General features: G+C 44.5%; 16 protein-coding genes. 12 read left to right on the top strand and 4 right to left on the bottom strand.

The genetic code is table 11. From position 1 onward, the window contains the following. Positions 1-128: 128 nt before the first annotated feature. The 3 genes from C170_RS24205 to thiI all read left to right on the top strand — a co-directional run bounded on the left by C170_RS24205 (position 129) and on the right by thiI (position 3,449). Positions 129-881: a lytic transglycosylase domain-containing protein gene (locus C170_RS24205; RefSeq protein WP_036615007.1), complete on the top strand. Its 753-nt coding sequence runs from the start codon at positions 129-131 to the stop codon at positions 879-881. A 172-nt stretch (positions 882-1,053) separates the two neighbouring features. Then, positions 1,054-2,202 carry a cysteine desulfurase family protein gene (locus C170_RS24200; protein WP_036615005.1) on the top strand — a complete coding sequence of 383 codons (1,149 nt, stop codon included), beginning with the start codon at positions 1,054-1,056 and terminating at the stop codon, positions 2,200-2,202. Positions 2,203-2,207: 5 nt separating this feature from the next. Beyond that, positions 2,208-3,449 (top strand): tRNA uracil 4-sulfurtransferase ThiI, encoded by a 1,242-nt coding sequence (gene thiI, locus C170_RS24195; protein ID WP_036615288.1) that lies wholly within the window; start codon positions 2,208-2,210, stop codon positions 3,447-3,449. 123 nt (positions 3,450-3,572) lie between these two features. On the opposite strand, the gene C170_RS24190 is transcribed toward thiI, so the two are convergent. Then, positions 3,573-4,283 carry a TerC family protein gene (locus C170_RS24190; RefSeq protein WP_036615002.1) on the bottom strand — a complete coding sequence of 237 codons (711 nt, stop codon included), beginning with the start codon at positions 4,281-4,283 and terminating at the stop codon, positions 3,573-3,575. 87 nt (positions 4,284-4,370) lie between these two features. On the opposite strand from C170_RS24190, the gene C170_RS24185 reads away from it, so the two are divergent. From C170_RS24185 to C170_RS24160, 6 genes are all read left to right on the top strand, one after another. After that, positions 4,371-5,030 carry a TerC family protein gene (locus tag C170_RS24185; protein ID WP_036615000.1) on the top strand — a complete coding sequence of 220 codons (660 nt, stop codon included), beginning with the start codon at positions 4,371-4,373 and terminating at the stop codon, positions 5,028-5,030. A gap of 297 nt (positions 5,031-5,327) precedes the next feature. Continuing rightward, entirely contained in the window at positions 5,328-5,822 is a 495-nt protein-coding gene (locus C170_RS24180) for a hypothetical protein (protein WP_036614997.1), read from the top strand. 177 nt (positions 5,823-5,999) lie between these two features. Continuing rightward, entirely contained in the window at positions 6,000-7,844 is a 1,845-nt protein-coding gene (gene typA, locus C170_RS24175) for a translational GTPase TypA (RefSeq protein ID WP_036614992.1), read from the top strand. 298 nt (positions 7,845-8,142) lie between these two features. Then, a complete protein-coding gene (locus tag C170_RS24170; protein ID WP_036614990.1) occupies positions 8,143-8,439 on the top strand; it encodes a YlaH-like family protein in 297 nt (98 codons plus the stop codon). Positions 8,440-8,529: 90 nt separating this feature from the next. After that, positions 8,530-9,591, top strand: coding sequence for an LCP family protein (locus tag C170_RS24165; RefSeq protein WP_036614987.1), 1,062 nt, complete (start codon positions 8,530-8,532; stop codon positions 9,589-9,591). Positions 9,592-9,689: 98 nt separating this feature from the next. Beyond that, a complete protein-coding gene (locus C170_RS24160) occupies positions 9,690-10,142 on the top strand; it encodes a pyridoxamine 5'-phosphate oxidase family protein (protein WP_017687276.1) in 453 nt (150 codons plus the stop codon). A 7-nt stretch (positions 10,143-10,149) separates the two neighbouring features. Here the strand turns inward: C170_RS24160 and C170_RS24155 are convergent, their stop codons facing one another. Further along, the gene (locus C170_RS24155; RefSeq protein WP_036614985.1) at positions 10,150-10,845 is read right to left on the bottom strand and encodes a YhcN/YlaJ family sporulation lipoprotein; all 696 of its coding nucleotides are present in this window, start codon (positions 10,843-10,845) and stop codon (positions 10,150-10,152) included. Positions 10,846-10,997: 152 nt separating this feature from the next. Between C170_RS24155 and C170_RS24150 the strand changes: the two genes are divergently transcribed. Together C170_RS24150 and C170_RS24145 are read left to right on the top strand one after the other, a co-directional pair. Next, positions 10,998-12,332: a PhoH family protein gene (locus C170_RS24150; RefSeq protein ID WP_024628438.1), complete on the top strand. Its 1,335-nt coding sequence runs from the start codon at positions 10,998-11,000 to the stop codon at positions 12,330-12,332. A 221-nt stretch (positions 12,333-12,553) separates the two neighbouring features. Further along, entirely contained in the window at positions 12,554-13,825 is a 1,272-nt protein-coding gene (locus C170_RS24145; RefSeq protein ID WP_036614982.1) for an ABC transporter substrate-binding protein, read from the top strand. Between the two features lie 23 nt (positions 13,826-13,848). On the opposite strand, the gene C170_RS24140 is transcribed toward C170_RS24145, so the two are convergent. Next, entirely contained in the window at positions 13,849-14,928 is a 1,080-nt protein-coding gene (locus C170_RS24140) for a hypothetical protein (protein ID WP_036614980.1), read from the bottom strand. A gap of 184 nt (positions 14,929-15,112) precedes the next feature. Beyond that, complete coding sequence (locus C170_RS24135; RefSeq protein ID WP_017687281.1) at positions 15,113-15,349, bottom strand: DUF2626 domain-containing protein; 237 nt, start codon at positions 15,347-15,349, stop codon at positions 15,113-15,115. Positions 15,350-15,663: 314 nt separating this feature from the next. On the opposite strand from C170_RS24135, the gene C170_RS24130 reads away from it, so the two are divergent. Further along, on the top strand, positions 15,664-16,272 hold a 609-nt coding region (locus C170_RS24130; RefSeq protein ID WP_036614979.1), incomplete at its 3' end, for an RsfA family transcriptional regulator.

The following is a 16,272-nucleotide window of genomic DNA, read 5'->3' as shown; positions in this document are numbered from 1 at the left end:
TTTTTTTCGTATATGCGCAGGTTATGTGGAGAGATTCATATATTTTTTTGAAAACAATGGAACCTTTCTGTAAAACGATGTAGAATAAGGTCATAATACGCTTAATTATACGGGAGTGGGTATAACTCATGCAGATTGATCCAAGCGGATCGCGGCAGTTGTTGGAACTGCAATTGTCCAATGTGAATAACCAAACCAGTGGATCACAATCGGATGCTGGTTCAACAGTGGATTTCGCCAATGTGATGGACGGGCTGTTAGGTACGGGTGCCAATTCGACGAGCAATACAGATTCTACCGCTACGGTCTCCAAAAGATCCAGTGATGGTCTGTTGTGGCTGCAACTCGGAAGCACGTACAATCCAGATATAAATACGGCAGGATCGTCCTCTGTCTCCAATAACATCGTTGAGTCTTTATTATCTTCATCCAATACAGGAGTCGTGGATTCCGGTGCATCTGTACCTACGGATTATGAATCTTTGATTGCCGAGGCAAGTGCGAAATACGGTGTTCCTGAATCATTGATCAAGGCCGTCATTGACACAGAGTCCAATTTTAACCCAAATGTGGTGTCCTCTGCCGGTGCCAAAGGGCTCATGCAATTAATGGATGGCACGGCTGCAGGGCTGGGTGTGAGTAATTCATTTGATCCTGCCCAGAACATTGATGCGGGTACGAAGTATCTTTCCCTTCAGCTCCAGCGTTTCGGTGGAGAAGTGAAGATGGCACTTGCTGCATATAATGCAGGACCAGGTCGTGTTTCACGTCTGGGCGTGTCGAGTGATAGCGAACTGATGAGTGTACTTAACCGTCTGCCTTCAGAAACACAGAATTATATCTCCAAGGTGGAGAAGGCACAGTCGAAATATGTGATCTAAACTCACAAATAGACATTTGTGAAAACACATGGTAGGCAGGATGAGATCAAATGTGGGAGCAGAAGCGCTTGAAACGCCTGTTCCCGGTTGGTCTTTTTGTGTTGTATGGGTATCGTGTTACAATGCTCACTGTAGGTTCAAGAACGAAGAGATAAGGGAGGTCTAACCTCATTTGAAATATTTTGATTATGCTGCAACCACACCTCCCCATCCTGATGTGATTCGTACGATGGCCGAAATTATGGAGACACAATTCGGTAATCCGTCCTCCATCCATGGGTATGGAGAGCGTGCCGATCAGTTGTTGCGTCGTGCTCGATCCGGATGTGCTGCGGCAATCGGCGTTAAGCCTGAAGAGATTGTATTTACTTCCGGTGCGACAGAGAGTAATAATCTTGCGATAAAAGGTGCGGCATTACGTTATCAGTCACGAGGCAGACATATCATCACTACGGCTACCGAGCATGCCTCGGTGTACGAAAGTGTTATGCAATTGCAGCAGTGGGGATGGGAAGTGACATTAGTTCCCGTGAATTCCGATGGTGTGGTAGACGCTCAACAGGTTGTAGACGCGATCAGACCGGATACGGTGCTTGTGAGTCTGATGCATGTAAACAATGAAACAGGTGCCATCCATCCGATTGCAGAAATCGGCAAACAGCTCAAAAAGAAAGCACCACGGGTGCTTTTCCATGTAGATGGTGTTCAGGGTTTTGGGAAAATGGAGGCTACACCTGCTGCTTGGGGTGCAGATCTGTACAGTCTGTCTGCTCACAAAATTCGTGGACCGAAGGGAGCAGGTCTCCTGTATGTGCGAAGTGGAGTGGAGCTTACGCCACTATTGTCAGGAGGATCACAGGAGCAAGGCCTAAGAGCAGGCACAGAAAACGTGGCCTTGCTGGTAGGCATGGCAAAGGCCATGCGAATGGCAGCAGAAGATCAGGTTGATTTTGCCCGGCGTACAACGGTGCTCCGTGATCGATTGATGGAAACGATACGTGTTATTCCCGAATTTGAATTGAACAGTCGCCCAGAGGGTGCACCTCATATTGTACACTTCTCCTATCCGGGGATGAAGGCAGAAGTGGCGCTGCACACCTTGGAGCAACTTGGCGTAACCATATCGACCCAATCTGCCTGTTCTTCGCGTTCGGCTGAACCGAGTCGGGCTCTACTTGCGATGGGCAGAGATGCAGCTTGTGCTGTTGGCGGATTGCGTATTAGTCTTGGAGATGAACATACAGAAGAAGATGTAGCCTTGCTTGAACAGGCTTTACATCAGATGGTGGCGCAGTTGCGGCCCCTCGAAAGGCGGATGTAATGGATATGAAATATGATATGCTGCTTCTCCGTTTCGGAGAGTTTATGTTAAAAGGGAAAAATCGTGCCCGATTTGAGAAAACGATCATTACACAGGTGAAAGCTTTGCTTAAACCTTATCCAGGAGCGAGCCTTCGCAAAGAATATGGCCGTGTCTATGTGGATCTTGGCGGTGAATCACATACTGAACTGATTAAGGTGCTGAAGCGGGTATTTGGTGTGATGTCGATTAGTCCGGTTAAAGTTACTCCATCTGAGCTTGATGAGATTGTGAAAACCGCAGTTGCGTTTATGGACGAAAGGGAAGACGAATTCAAAGAAGGCACCACATTCAAGGTAAATGTAAGACGGGTATGGAAGGAGTTCCCGAACTCTTCCCATGAAATGAACCATTTGGTCGGTTCCCCGATTCTTCGGAAGTTTCAGCAATTAAGTGTTGATGTTCGTCAACCTGATATTGAACTGCGAGTGGAAATTCGGGATCAGGGTACCTATATTTTCAACGAAACCATTCCGGCAGTAGGCGGCTTTCCACTGGGTACGAATGGCAAAGCAATGGTACTGCTATCAGGTGGTATAGACAGCCCGGTTGCAGCCTGGTCTTCCATGCGCCGTGGACTGGAAGTGGAATGTGTACATTTTTACAGTTACCCGTTCACAAGCGAACGCGCCAAAGAGAAAGTCATTGATTTGGCACGTGCCCTTGCTGATCATGCGGGAACAATCAAGCTGCATCTGGTTCCGTTTACGGAGATCCAAACGGCATTTACCCAGCTGGGTCAGGATAACCTGATTATTACGCTGATGCGACGTTCAATGCTGCGAATTGCCTCCAAACTTGCCGAGCGTGAGCGGGCATTAGCACTGATCACCGGGGATAGCTTGGGCCAAGTAGCAAGTCAGACTCTTCCGAGTATGAATGTCATTGGTCGTGCGACGGATCTGCCACTGTTGCGACCACTGGTTATGATGGATAAACAGGAGATCATTACCTTGTCCAAACAGATCGGAACGTATGACATTTCTATTTTGCCATATGAGGATTGCTGTACTCTCTTTGTGCCAAAGTCACCTTCAACCAATCCAAATCTTCGAATTGTGGATAAAATAGAATCAACAATGAGCCATCTGTCAGAATGGGTGGATCAAGCGGTGGAACAAACTGAAACGATCACGCTGCACGCCGGTGAAACTTCTGTGGTAACGAATCCAACAGGAGACAATGGCATGAAGGATGACTGGTTCTAAACTCAATAAAAATTAGCATGGCTGACATAATAAGGGCTATGTTAACTGCAAAAAAGGACTGTCCGATGAAATATCGTTCAGTCCTTTGCTGTATTCAGAATGAAATTTTTAGTTTAAATTAGCCTACGAATAGGAGCGCTGCTGTTCCCCACCAGATCCCTTGTGGCCGGAACTGCTGGAGCGTTTGCGATAACCTGCAAAGACTACACCTGCAATAACCACAACGATAAAGAGAATGCGCAATGCCGGATGTTCCGTAAAGTAAGGCAAGAGTCGCTGTTCCTCAGTAATCATATTGGAAGCCGTATACCCGAGAACAATGGCTCCGACATAGATGATCCAAGGAAAGTGATTAATTAGCTTGATAAACAGGGTACTGCCCCAGACGATAATAGGTACACTAATCAGGAGTCCAAGGATGACAAGCACGAGATGCTGCTGTGCTGCTCCAGCAACTGCAATCACGTTATCTAATCCCATGGCTGCATCCGCAATCACGATGGTACGAATAGCGGTCCACAAGGAAGTTCCCGCCTGGACATCATTGTGTTCATCTCCCTGATCCGCCAATAATTTATAGGCAATCCAGATCAGAAGTATGCCTCCCACAAGCAAGAGCCACGGAACTTTAAGCAACCATAAAACAACAACTGTTGCTAAAATTCGAATCAAAAGTGCGCCGCCAGTTCCATATAGAATCGCCTTTTTCTGCACGGAAGGGTGCAAATTTCGAGCTGCGAGACCAATGACGATGGCATTATCCCCAGCCAGAATTAGATCAATAAAGACAACGTTCAGCAAAGCCAGCCAGAATGTGGGACTAAATAGCTCCATGATATATGTCACTCCTTATATACGGTTCAATCATTAAGAATAGCATGGACAACTCCGACATACAAGTTAATGTGGGGGGATGAGGACATGGATACACTATGGCTGTTAACTGAAATTTTAATGATCAATCTGGTATTAAGTGGAGATAATGCGGTTGTTATTGCGCTTGCCAGCAAGGATCTGCCACCAATACAACGCAAAAAAGCGGTATGGTGGGGAGCTTTTGGTGCGGTACTGCTGCGTTGTGTGTTAACCTTTGTAGCGGTATTATTGCTGGGAATTCCCTTTATCCAAGCGGCAGGTGGGCTGTTACTACTCTGGATTGCAATAAAGCTGCTGCTTCAAAATGAGGATGAAGTACATATTCGAGAAGCTTCTACGACCTGGAAAGCCATTCAAACCATTCTGATTGCCGATTTTGTAATGAGTTTGGATAATGTTTTGGCCATAGCGGCTTTGGCAGATGGAGATTTGGCTCTGATCGTCATTGGGATTGCAATCAGTATCCCCATCGTCGTATGGGGGAGCGGGTTGATTGTTGGTTTGTTGAAGCGATTTCCGATTCTTGTATTCGTTGGATCAGGCATCTTAGCCTTCACAGCAGGTGAGATGGTAATGAAAGACCCCAAGTTAGGAGAATGGCTGGGAGGTATGGCATCAGAGGTGCATACGCTGCTACCCGTAGCGATGGCTTGTCTTGTGGTTGCGATTGGAGGCGCACATAAATTTGTGCGTAAGAACGCATAGTTTAATTTTGGATAAAAGCTTAAACAGATGACCGTCTGAACCGTCCGGTTTAGGCGGTTTTGTGTTGAGAGAATACGCTTGTCAATACAACAACCATTGGGGTAGTCATAAGTTGCACATTTTAGGGTAATACAGGTAAAGGACGCACGCAAAGTGCGACATAAAGTATAGTTTTTTGCCGAAACATCGGATACACTAGAAGCATGATTAAAGGTCTGAATATCAACAGTCAGCATGGAATGTCTATCGTTCATGAAGAAATAAAGTACATAGCCATAGTATAAGAGGTGATTTTAGATGAGGATGAGAAATGAAAAAGCGATTGGACTATTTATTGCAGCTGCGGGAATTATTATTCTGCTTGGCAAGTTTGGCGTGTTTGGATTTATTGGTCGTAATTTCTGGCCTTTGCTGATCCTGCTGCCAGGTATCGCCCTTCATGCGTTATATTATGCGCGTATTTCACCATCGTGGTCACTCGTTCCTGCCGGCATACTAACGGTGTATGGTGTTTTATTCAGTATAACGAATACATGGGGCGCTGGACTTATGAGCAGGCTGTGGCCAGCATTCTTGCTTGGGATCGCCATAGGGTTACTCGAATATGGAATGGCTGAACGACGAAGACCGGAATATGTGTTACCTGCAGCTTTGATCCTTGGTGCGGTGTCGATCATATTATTCGGATTTACCTTGCTGCAAACGGGAATAATCTATGTACTTGCTGTCCTTTTGATCTTGGGTGGAGTCTGGTTATTACTTGGACGAGGGCGTCAAGGGAGAGGCTGGTAACATTCCCAGTGGTCTTTTCGTGCGAAATATCTTGATTTTTACCTATAATAAACTATAATATAAGGGATATAGACATGCGTCGGGATATCACCGACGCTTATTTTGTGAGTAACCTGCGAAATTGCGGGAAGTTTAAGTAGATATGATTTGAAATTGGAAAGGATATGGATACAAAACATGCATTCAAGAGAACACATTCGCAATATTGCGATTATTGCCCACGTCGACCACGGAAAAACAACACTCGTTGACAAGTTGCTCCAGCAATCCGGTACTTACCGAGATCACGAAACGGTACAGGAGCGCGTAATGGACTCCAACGATTTGGAGCGTGAACGCGGTATTACGATTTTGGCCAAAAACACGGCTATAACTTATAAAGATTACCTGATTAATATTGTGGATACACCAGGACACGCCGACTTCGGTGGTGAAGTTGAACGTATCATGAAAATGGTTGACGGTGTATTGCTCGTTGTTGATGCTTATGAAGGCTGTATGCCACAAACGAAGTTTGTACTTCGTAAAGCACTTGAGCATAACCTGACACCAATCGTTGTTGTAAACAAAATTGACCGTCCAGCGGCTCGTCCGACTGAGGTTATTGATGAAGTATTGGACCTGTTCATTGAACTGGGTGCCAACGATCAACAACTCGAATTCCCTGTTGTATATGCTTCCGCATTGAACGGAACATCCAGCATGGATAATGATCCTGCCAAACAAGATGACAATATGATGGCGATCTACAATACCATCGTTAGTCATATCCCACACCCTACCGAAAATGTTGAAGAACCACTTCAATTCCTCGTTACTTTGATGGACTACAATGAATACCTTGGCCGTATTGCCATTGGTCGTGTTAACCGCGGTGTGATCCGTCAAGGACAATCGGTAACGGTTATTATGCGTGATGGTAAGAGTAAAACTGCACGTATCGAGAAACTGTTTGGTTTCCAAGGTCTCAAACGTATTGAGACGGAAGAAGCAGGAGCAGGCGACATCGTTGCCATTGCAGGGATCAAGGACATCAACATTGGTGAAACCATTGCCGACCCTAACAACCCGGAAGCTTTGCCAGTTCTGAAAATTGATGAGCCAACACTGCAAATGACGTTCCTCGTGAACAACAGTCCATTCGCAGGTCGTGAAGGTAAATGGGTAACTTCCCGTAAACTTCGTGAGCGTTTGTTGAAAGAGTTGGAAACAGATGTTTCCCTTCGTGTTGACGAAACGGATAGCCCTGATGCATTTATCGTTTCCGGACGTGGTGAGCTTCACTTGGGTATCCTGATTGAAAATATGCGTCGTGAAGGATATGAGCTTCAAGTATCCAAACCAGAAGTTATCGTAAGAGAAGTTGACGGTAAGAAAATGGAACCTGTTGAGCGCTTGTTGATTGATATCCCTGAAGAGAGCATGGGTTCCGTAATGGAGAGCCTGGGCGCACGTAAAGCAGAGATGGTTAACATGGTTAACACAGGTAGTGGTCAAGTTCGTCTGGAGTTCCTGATTCCAGCACGTGGTTTGATCGGATATAGCACAAACTTCCTGACATTGACTCGTGGTTACGGTGTAATGAACCATGCATTTGACAGCTACGCTCCAGTAGTATCCGGTCAAGTGGGTGGACGTCACCAAGGCGTGTTGATCTCAACTGAAACGGGTACATCTACGTTCTATGGCATGATGGGCGTTGAGGATCGAGGTACACTCTTCTTGGAGCCGGGTACTGAAATCTACGAAGGTATGATTGTTGGTGAACATACACGTGACAATGATATCGTTGTTAACATCTGCAAAGAAAAACAACTGACTAACGTTCGTTCTTCTGGTAAAGATGATACGGTTAAAATTAAAACTCCGATTATCTTCTCGTTGGAACAGGCGCTTGAATATCTGAATGAAGATGAATATTGTGAGATTACACCAAAATCTATTCGTCTTCGTAAAAAGATCCTGAACAAATCCGAGCGTGAGCGTGCAGAAAAACAACGCAAAATGGCTTCTAAAGCCTAATAACAACAAAATAAACTATATAAGTTAGCATTTGATGGGCCCGGCAAGTAACGAGAGGGTTGTACAGCTAAAGTAGTGTAGGGATCAGAATCGATTCTGAAGAAGCGAAGCGCTCGCCTTTATCCCCGGATTTTACCATTGAAAAATGGATCAAAAAAATCTGGGGATAACAGCGATCAGAAGAACGAGCTGAGACCGAAACGGTCACGATGCAAGTACTGGCTCTCTAAGTTGCTAAAGGGAATTCCATCAATCAGTTAACTTATCCTAGCATGAACACGAAAGGAGCTGGCTGTGCATGCAAGCATGGTTCGCATCACACCCGATCGTAGCCTACATCGTCATCTTTGTATTGATTACTTACGTATATAATAAGGTGTTTCGGGTACGTCAGAAATTGCCACTTGGTAAGGAAATCGTTCTCTATATTTTGATGGCGATGGGCACATTCATGCTTCTTATTTTTCAAATCGACAAGCTTCCCATCATTCAATGTTTGCTGGTGGCGGTTGGTTTGATGTTATTAGTGAGAGTGCGTTATTTTATTGAAGGTCGTCAAAAGAAAAAAGCGGAAGCTGCCGCTCGAAACTCATAAATCCTGTCTTGTACAGACCATCCGTTTTCCTTAGGGAAAGCGGTTGTCTTTTATTTAGACAAAAACAGATGTGATAAAGGTGTTGAAGATATGAACTCAAATTCGAACGGACTGCCTCCACGGAGACAGGCACCAACGCAATCCGGTGCTTCTGGATCGAAGAATGGCAAGGGCAAGCAGCCTAAGAAGAAAAAGAGAATGAATGCTTTTGGCAGAATCCTTTTAAGTCTATTGGTTATTGCCATTGTGGTAGGCGGTGGATATGCGTACTGGGTATACAATCAAGTCGTGGATACAGGCATCGATAAACCGGTACCTCCCGGGATGTCAGCCACAACCAAACCGATCACGATGCTGTTATTAGGCACAGATAACCGTCCTGAAACTGGCACATATCTCTCGGATGTTGTTATGGTGGCTTCGTTGAATCCGGAGACCAAGACGGCAACCATTGTATCTTTGCCTCGAGACACGCGTATTCAATTGGATGGGTACAAATCCAACAAACTGAATTCCTATTATCCAAGATTCAAAGCACAGGAAAAAACCACTGGCAAAAATGCAGAGGATCAGATGAAAGAAATGATGGGCAAGTATTTGGATGTAGATATTAATTATACAACCGTCCTGAATTTCCAGGCATTCCGTGATGCTGTCAATGCCGTAGGTGGGGTGGATGTGACTGTGGATAAAAATATGTGTTATAGAGATACAGCCGATGGTACAGATATCAATCTGGTCGCAGGCGCACAACATCTCGATGGTAAAGCAGCACTAGATTTTGTTCGTTACCGCAAATCCAATTGTAATCCAAAGACTGATGAATCCAATGACTTTGATCGTAACAAACGTCAAAACCAAGTGCTGAACTCTATGCTGGATCAGATGAAATCTCTTGGGGGCATTACAAAGATCAGCAAAGTGATTGGTGCAGTTGACAAGAATATGACGACAGATGTGGAATCGGAACAAATGAAAAACTTTATCTCAACGTATTGGAACATTTCCACTTCGGATGTGCATTATACTCCGGTTACCGGAGAGTGGAGAAGTCCATATGTGTATATTAATGAGACGGAACTCGCCAATGCCAAGCAGGCATTACAAGATACACTTTCAGGTAAAGTAACAGCTTCACCTTCAGGCGAATAACCTTCATTCTTTTGGGATTGGAAGCACGTTAATCGGTATGCTATAATAACATAAACCAAGTACAAGAATTGCATAAAGAAGGTTAGGGGGCTGGTTGAATGTCCGAAGCCGTCACACAATTAACTGAATCTCTTTTACAGCAATTCAAGAATGAGACCTTTGTGCTTCTGAGCACTGTGGATGTAGAATCTGGAGGTCCGACTTCAACAGCCATCTCCTGGATTTATGCGGAGAATGCTTCTACTTTTCGTGTAGCAATTGATCATCGTTCACGTTTAGTGAATAACATGATTACTAATCCGCTTATTACGGTAACTGTCTTTGGAGAAGAGACGGTGTACGCAGTGAACGGACGTGCTGCAGTACGACAAGATCCGCTGCTGGACGTTCCATTTAATATGTGCTGTTTCGACATTACAATTGAAGCGGTGAGGAATGCTCTGTTTTACGGCGCTCAATTGTCCTCTGTGCCTCAATATGTCAAAATATATGATCAGCGTGCTGCTGAGAAATTAGATGAGCAGGTTTTTGCTGCCATGAAAAAAGCCTAGTGAGAGATCACTGGGCTTTTTGTTGTCTTTTGTCTGATGAATGCAGCTGCTGCATTTGTTGTTTTTGATTCACGTGTTCATCGGGATTTTGACGAACTTTGACGTCTTTCGGGAGTTGAGGGATAATTCGTCCCACCATGTCAGCGAGTTCTGAAGCAAAACCGGAGATTGGGTGCCCTTGACGAATATGTTCACCAATCTCTTTAATTCGTTCTGTGACATCTGCATCAGCAGTAACGATGGAATCTATACCTTCGGGGTCTTTGCGAAGTGCTTCGGCAACAGCGTACTTAATGGTACCCACCCGAGCACGTTCCAGTTCACCATCAACATCGATGCCAACTACGGCTGTATTACCGAGTATGACGCAGTTCGCATCTTCAACACCTTCTACTTGCTTGGCAAGGGCTTTAAGGTGATTGATTCGTTTTTCATTGGGCATCCGGCCACTCTGTGCATCATCAGCAATGTTGGTATCATGGACTTCACCTGTATTCTCATTGAGACGGTCCAAACGTGAAGGATTCATCCGATCTTCCTGTGCATTGAGCATGTGAGATCCTTTCCCTTGATCTTGCTGAGTTGTTACATTTCCTCCGTAACCTTTCGCATGTGTACCTTGATTCGGCGAAGCGCTGCGTGTGGAACTGTTGCAACCTGTAAGTATAAAGATCAGAAGCAGCGTGCAAACCCATATTTTCATAAATGTTCATCCTTTCTTGGAGTTTTTCAGAATGGTTGACAATTATTTTGCCCTAGTCGAATACATTTATGTATGGGATCATGATTGTCCATGCCGCTGCTGAAAGATCACACTATTCATGCCTTTAACGACGCCGCTTTGGAGGGGATTGAATGAAAAAGATTTTTGTATTGGATACCAACGTGCTTCTGCATGACCCCAATGCCATATTTGCCTTTGAGGAACATGAGGTAATCATTCCCGCGGTTGTACTGGAGGAGATCGACTCCAAAAAAAGAAATGCCGATGAAATTGGGCGTAATGCCCGTAATGTATCCAGACTGTTAGATGGCTTACGAGAGCTGGGTCACTTGCACAGTGGGGTACCTTTGGCTAATGGAGGTAACCTGAAAGTAGAGCTGAATCATCGGAGTTTCGTGAAAGTTCAGGAAATGTTTGGTGAAGTGTCCAACGATAATCGCATTTTGGCTGTCGCACTGAATTATCAGATTGAGGAGAATGAAAAGGAAGTAGTTGAACGTCAGGTCGTGCTTGTCAGTAAAGATGTACTTGTGCGTATCAAAGCGGATGTACTTGGTCTGTTCACACAGGATTACTTATCAGATCGGACGGCAGGACTCAGTGAGTTATATCCAGGTTATACGGCCCTAAAAGTTCATCCGTCAGTGATTGATGAGTTTTACACATATCGTTTTTTACCAATCAAACCATTGCAGTTGTCATATTCGTTGTATCCGAATGAATTTGTCATTCTCAAGGATGAGATGGGAACCAATAAATCGGCTTTGCTTAAAGTGAACACAGAGGGAACAAAGCTGGAGCCGCTTTTCCTCAGTAATGATAATGTCTGGGGTATTAGTGCACGTAACGCACAACAACGCATGGCACTGGAACTGCTTTTAAATGATGACATCCCGCTTGTTACTATCACCGGTAAAGCCGGAACAGGAAAAACCTTGCTGGCACTTGCAGCAGGTCTGCTTAAGGTAGAGGATGATCATAAGTACAAAAAACTGTTGATCGCTCGCCCTGTCGTTCCAATGGGGAAAGATATCGGTTATTTGCCTGGTGAGAAGGAAGAAAAACTTCGTCCATGGATGCAGCCAATATATGATAATCTGGAGTTTTTGTTTGACACCAAAAAAGCCGGAGATATCGATAAAATCCTAATGGGGCTTGGCAGTATTCAGGTGGAGGCCTTAACGTATATTCGTGGAAGATCAATACCTGGACAGTTTATCATTATTGATGAAGCCCAGAATCTGTCGCGCCACGAAGTGAAGACCATTGTATCAAGGGTCGGTGAAGGCAGTAAGATTATTTTGATGGGAGACCCCGAACAGATAGACCATCCGTATCTTGATTCTGCCAGTAATGGTCTGACGTATATCGTGGAACGGTTCAAACAAGAGGGAATCAGCGGACACATTATGCTCGAAAAAGGAGAACGGTCCAAGCTGGCACAGCTTGCAGCTGATTTATTGTAATATTTAGGGGGTTTATTTCCCGGAAAATGTTGTTATTGAAGCCGGCTCCTGGAGCCGGCTTTTTGCTGAAAAAATAAGTAAGCGTTATTACACAGAACTCGATATGCTCGTATTATGCAAAAATCCGAAAAAGTGTTTTTCGGCAGGGTAGGACAAGAGTACTACTTATTTGTTACAATAATTGCTGCAGGAAAAAACTAGGTGAACAGGGAGGGAAGTTAATGAAGCGTAGACATCAGGTTGTTTTATTCGCGGTATTGCTGCTTTCATTAACGATCTTGTCACCGAGTTTTGACTTTAGAGGTTCGCAGCTCAATCAGGAACGGGATCAGGAGAAGGATGCTTTTCCTGGGTCTTCGTCCCGTAATGAAGATGCTCAAGCTCCGCTGGAGATTGTAGTGGCCATGTCGGATGAAGAGTTCCAAGCCTTTCAAAAAATAGCTAAAGAAGTTGCTGCTTCCCAGCTGGTAGAGATTAATCTTCGGAATGAGAAGCCGGATACATATAAGCATGTTTTGGATCTTGAATTTTCACTAGGAGAGAACGGTGATGTTGTTCTGCTTGATAGTGAGGAAGTGCAATACTATGCCCAAAAAGGGTACCTGTATCCGTTAAACGGAACCACATTATCGAAGTCGCTAGGAGATACGGTAGTTGGGTTACGGGGAATGACAGAGTGGAATGGTTATCAGTGGGGAATGCCTTTTGATTTTGATCCGTACATTCTGGCTACACAATCTTCATTTCTGAAGAGAGCTGGTCTGGAGTCATTACCTCGCAATAAAGATCAGTGGGTCAAACTTACTCAACAAGCCATTGCGGAAGGCACCCCTTTAATTACAATGAACATCAATGATATGTACGGGACAAATGCGTGGCTGAATCATTTGGAACCGAAAATGGCACCAGACCAAGTTAAACGAACACAAATAGATTCGCAAACGGGGAATCTTCAGCAGGGGATTCAGTTGATGAATCAGATTCAGCCCCTTATTAAGCTGGAGTCTACCAATTCAGAGTTCTCTCCAACTGCTGACCAGAACGGCACACCAATGGTTGTATCATTGTTATCTCAATTATTGAATGCGGATCAAGCGAGTACAGTGGATAAAGATTCTTTGGAGCGGACTTCTTTCGAAACCTTGGAAACCGTAAACTCCAGAAGCCTTGTTATTACTGCGGGTTCGGTTGAGGCTGAGGAGGCCAGTAGATGGATTGAAGGAATGACGTCCGCTACGACACAGCTGAAATGGTACCAACAGGTTAACCGGTTGCCCGCAAAGCAACAGGAGCTGGATTTGGAGTCTGAGAAACTCGTTGGACGTTATGACATGACAAAGGGACAATCCTGGTTCCCGACCACCCAAGATGTCCCTGCTGCAACGACCGAAAGTCATGCTCTAATAACTCGTTTTCATAAAAAAGTACAACAATTCTTAAAGGGTGAAATTACAGCGAATCAATACGTAGACAGTATTAGAACGACGAATTAACGTTAAGTTCGTGTTCAACCTCTTTAAAAGGATATAGCTAGTTTTACTTCCAGTATGCCTTCACTTGTCGAAACATCGGTTGCTTTGACAAACGAGAGGATTTTCTGTGGATAGAACCCAAGGTCAAATTCTTTTTCCAGCATTCGGCGAGTGGTGTCTGGTAATTCAAGCTGGTTGAATACAAGTTTGTCCACATGAAAACGAATGGAGTTTTGAGGTTCATTTTCTACCGTATAATGTCCTTCAATGCTTAATTGCAACTGATCCCGCTGACCGGAAGCTATAATCTTATCCTGGTTAAACTGAAAGGCAAAGTCTTCAAAGATTGAATTTTGGGAACGTAGAAATGAATTAAGCTCATCCTGCCCAATTCGAATCGTATACGTTGTTCCAGTCGTGGATATACCTCCGTTTTGTTTTTGGATAAAATCGGGCAGGTTCTGCATGGCAGATGCCAATGCTTTGAAATATCGTTTCACCTCATAGATGCCGATATTCTCCCAATAGAGGGTTAATTCATCCATCAGTTTCTGAATCGCTGCCGCATCTCCGCTGGTGGCTATTTGGGCATCCACTTCTTTTTGCAAGGCGACTACACGTTCCCGCTGGTTTTGAAGATTAGTCTTCATTTCGGTTAATTCTGTTGTAGTCTGACGAATCTGAGTGGAAGTCTGTTGCAGATTGCGATAACGGACCTGATACTTGTCCAGCACAGCCTGATCCCGTCCGATAATAATCTGGTAATAATCATACAGTACAAACAGGTCTTTGAATGACCTGGCTCCCAGGACCGTCATGAGGAGGCTGTCGCGTTCTCCTGTGTAGTAGGACCTCACTACAGCTCCGGCCCGATCTTGCTGAATATGTATCTGCTCTTCCTGTTCCTGCAGCTGGACGGATAATGTCTCGTGTTGTTGAGCCAGCTGCTTCTGCCTTTCGGTGATGCGTTCGATTTCATGATCGATTTCAACGATGGATAGACTTTTTTGTAATATCTCACGTGTATCCTCAGGTGAAGACTCTCCATAGGCATAGGCTAAAGGTAGCTGGAGGAATAAAATGATGCATAATATAAAGGCGGAAATGCCGTGTTGATGTTTCACCGATCCATTCTCCTTTCCACTTCTTAAATGACAATCGTACAGGCTTGTTGTCTTCCAGACAATATATGAAACAAATACGTGAAATATCCTTAGTGGTTACATAACACCATGAGCATTCATTTAATCTGAACACAACAAAAAAGCAACCCGACAGATATCGGATCACTTTGATGCTGCAGGTGGATTAGAGCGGCAAACCCATTTCGAATACGGTCCAGTAGCTGAACCCCGTGAATGTTACGATCATATAACCCCAGAAGAGCAATATGTACGTTCGCTCGGTAAATTTCAAGTATCCCAAAATGACAAAAAACGCAGTCTGCAGGAAAAAAAGCAAAGCCATTTCGACCAGATCTCCCGCAAAAGCCATCAGGCCAATTGCAAGCGTGAAGAACCCGAGTACCCGAAACATGCGTGCCACGGTAAATCCTCCTCTCCTAAGTACGTTCATAGATTGTCTACACAACATTATACCGGGAAAGGAAAAACGTGTAAACAAATTTGGATATGAAAGCGAATTCTTTTTTTGCTCAAAGTAAGTATAGAGGGATATGTTTTACGTATGTCACGTATGAGCAAGCCTGAATGTGGAAATACATTTTAGTATGAAATCAATTCTATGAACTCTATGAGAGGCATAAGAATGAATGAAGCAGCTTTTATACCTAATTCACATACCGGGCTTCCGGTAATGCGGACGGTTATTTTAGGATGTTGTTAGGAGGGTATTATAGCATGACTGCAGTGAGACAGGATGCTTGGAGTACAGAGGACGATTTGATATTGGCTGAGGTTACTTTGCGTCATATTCGGGAAGGCAGTACACAATTGGCCGCTTTTGAAGAGGTGGGCGAAAAAATAGGCAGAACATCTGCCGCATGCGGTTTTCGCTGGAACAGTTGTGTACGTAAAAAGTATGATTCTGCCATCAGTAACGCCAAGGCACAACGACAAAAACGAAGTTATCTCAGAAAGCAACCAGCTATGCTCGGACCGCAGGTTGCAGCGCTGTCTACACTGGACACTGAAGAACATCTGTACAAATCAGATGGGATCTCAGACGATTCATTATCGATGGATGCAGTAATCCGCTTCCTGCGACAATGGAAGGGAACGGTGCAGGAGAGTAGTCGTCAACTCAAGATGCTGGAGAAGGAGCTTCGGGAGAAAGAAGATGAATTGCTTGAACTACGTCTTGAGAATGACCGTCTCTCCAAGGAAGTGAATGAAGTACAGACGGATTACCGTGTGGTGAATGACGACTACAAAGCTTTGATTCAGATTATGGATCGGGCTCGCAGACTCGCATTTTTGTCCGAAGAAGAAGAGGAACTTAAGACACGT

Source organism: Paenibacillus sp. FSL H7-689, assembly GCF_000517905.1.
Classification (GTDB): Bacteria; Bacillota; Bacilli; order Paenibacillales; family Paenibacillaceae; genus Paenibacillus; species Paenibacillus amylolyticus.
The sequence above is the reverse complement of the archived record's forward strand: the minus strand, read 5'-3'. Positions and strand labels throughout refer to the sequence as shown.

Coding starts and splice junctions, on each gene's coding strand:
- C170_RS24205 (WP_036615007.1), top strand. CDS start 129: ATGCAGATTGATCCAAGCGGATCGCGGCAGTTGTTGGAACTGCAATTG.
- thiI (WP_036615288.1), top strand. CDS start 2,208: ATGAAATATGATATGCTGCTTCTCCGTTTCGGAGAGTTTATGTTAAAA.
- C170_RS24190 (WP_036615002.1), bottom strand. CDS start 4,283: ATGGAGCTATTTAGTCCCACATTCTGGCTGGCTTTGCTGAACGTTGTC.
- C170_RS24185 (WP_036615000.1), top strand. CDS start 4,371: ATGGATACACTATGGCTGTTAACTGAAATTTTAATGATCAATCTGGTA.
- C170_RS24180 (WP_036614997.1), top strand. CDS start 5,328: ATGAGGATGAGAAATGAAAAAGCGATTGGACTATTTATTGCAGCTGCG.
- typA (WP_036614992.1), top strand. CDS start 6,000: ATGCATTCAAGAGAACACATTCGCAATATTGCGATTATTGCCCACGTC.
- C170_RS24170 (WP_036614990.1), top strand. CDS start 8,143: ATGCAAGCATGGTTCGCATCACACCCGATCGTAGCCTACATCGTCATC.
- C170_RS24165 (WP_036614987.1), top strand. CDS start 8,530: ATGAACTCAAATTCGAACGGACTGCCTCCACGGAGACAGGCACCAACG.
- C170_RS24160 (WP_017687276.1), top strand. CDS start 9,690: ATGTCCGAAGCCGTCACACAATTAACTGAATCTCTTTTACAGCAATTC.
- C170_RS24155 (WP_036614985.1), bottom strand. CDS start 10,845: ATGAAAATATGGGTTTGCACGCTGCTTCTGATCTTTATACTTACAGGT.
- C170_RS24150 (WP_024628438.1), top strand. CDS start 10,998: ATGAAAAAGATTTTTGTATTGGATACCAACGTGCTTCTGCATGACCCC.
- C170_RS24145 (WP_036614982.1), top strand. CDS start 12,554: ATGAAGCGTAGACATCAGGTTGTTTTATTCGCGGTATTGCTGCTTTCA.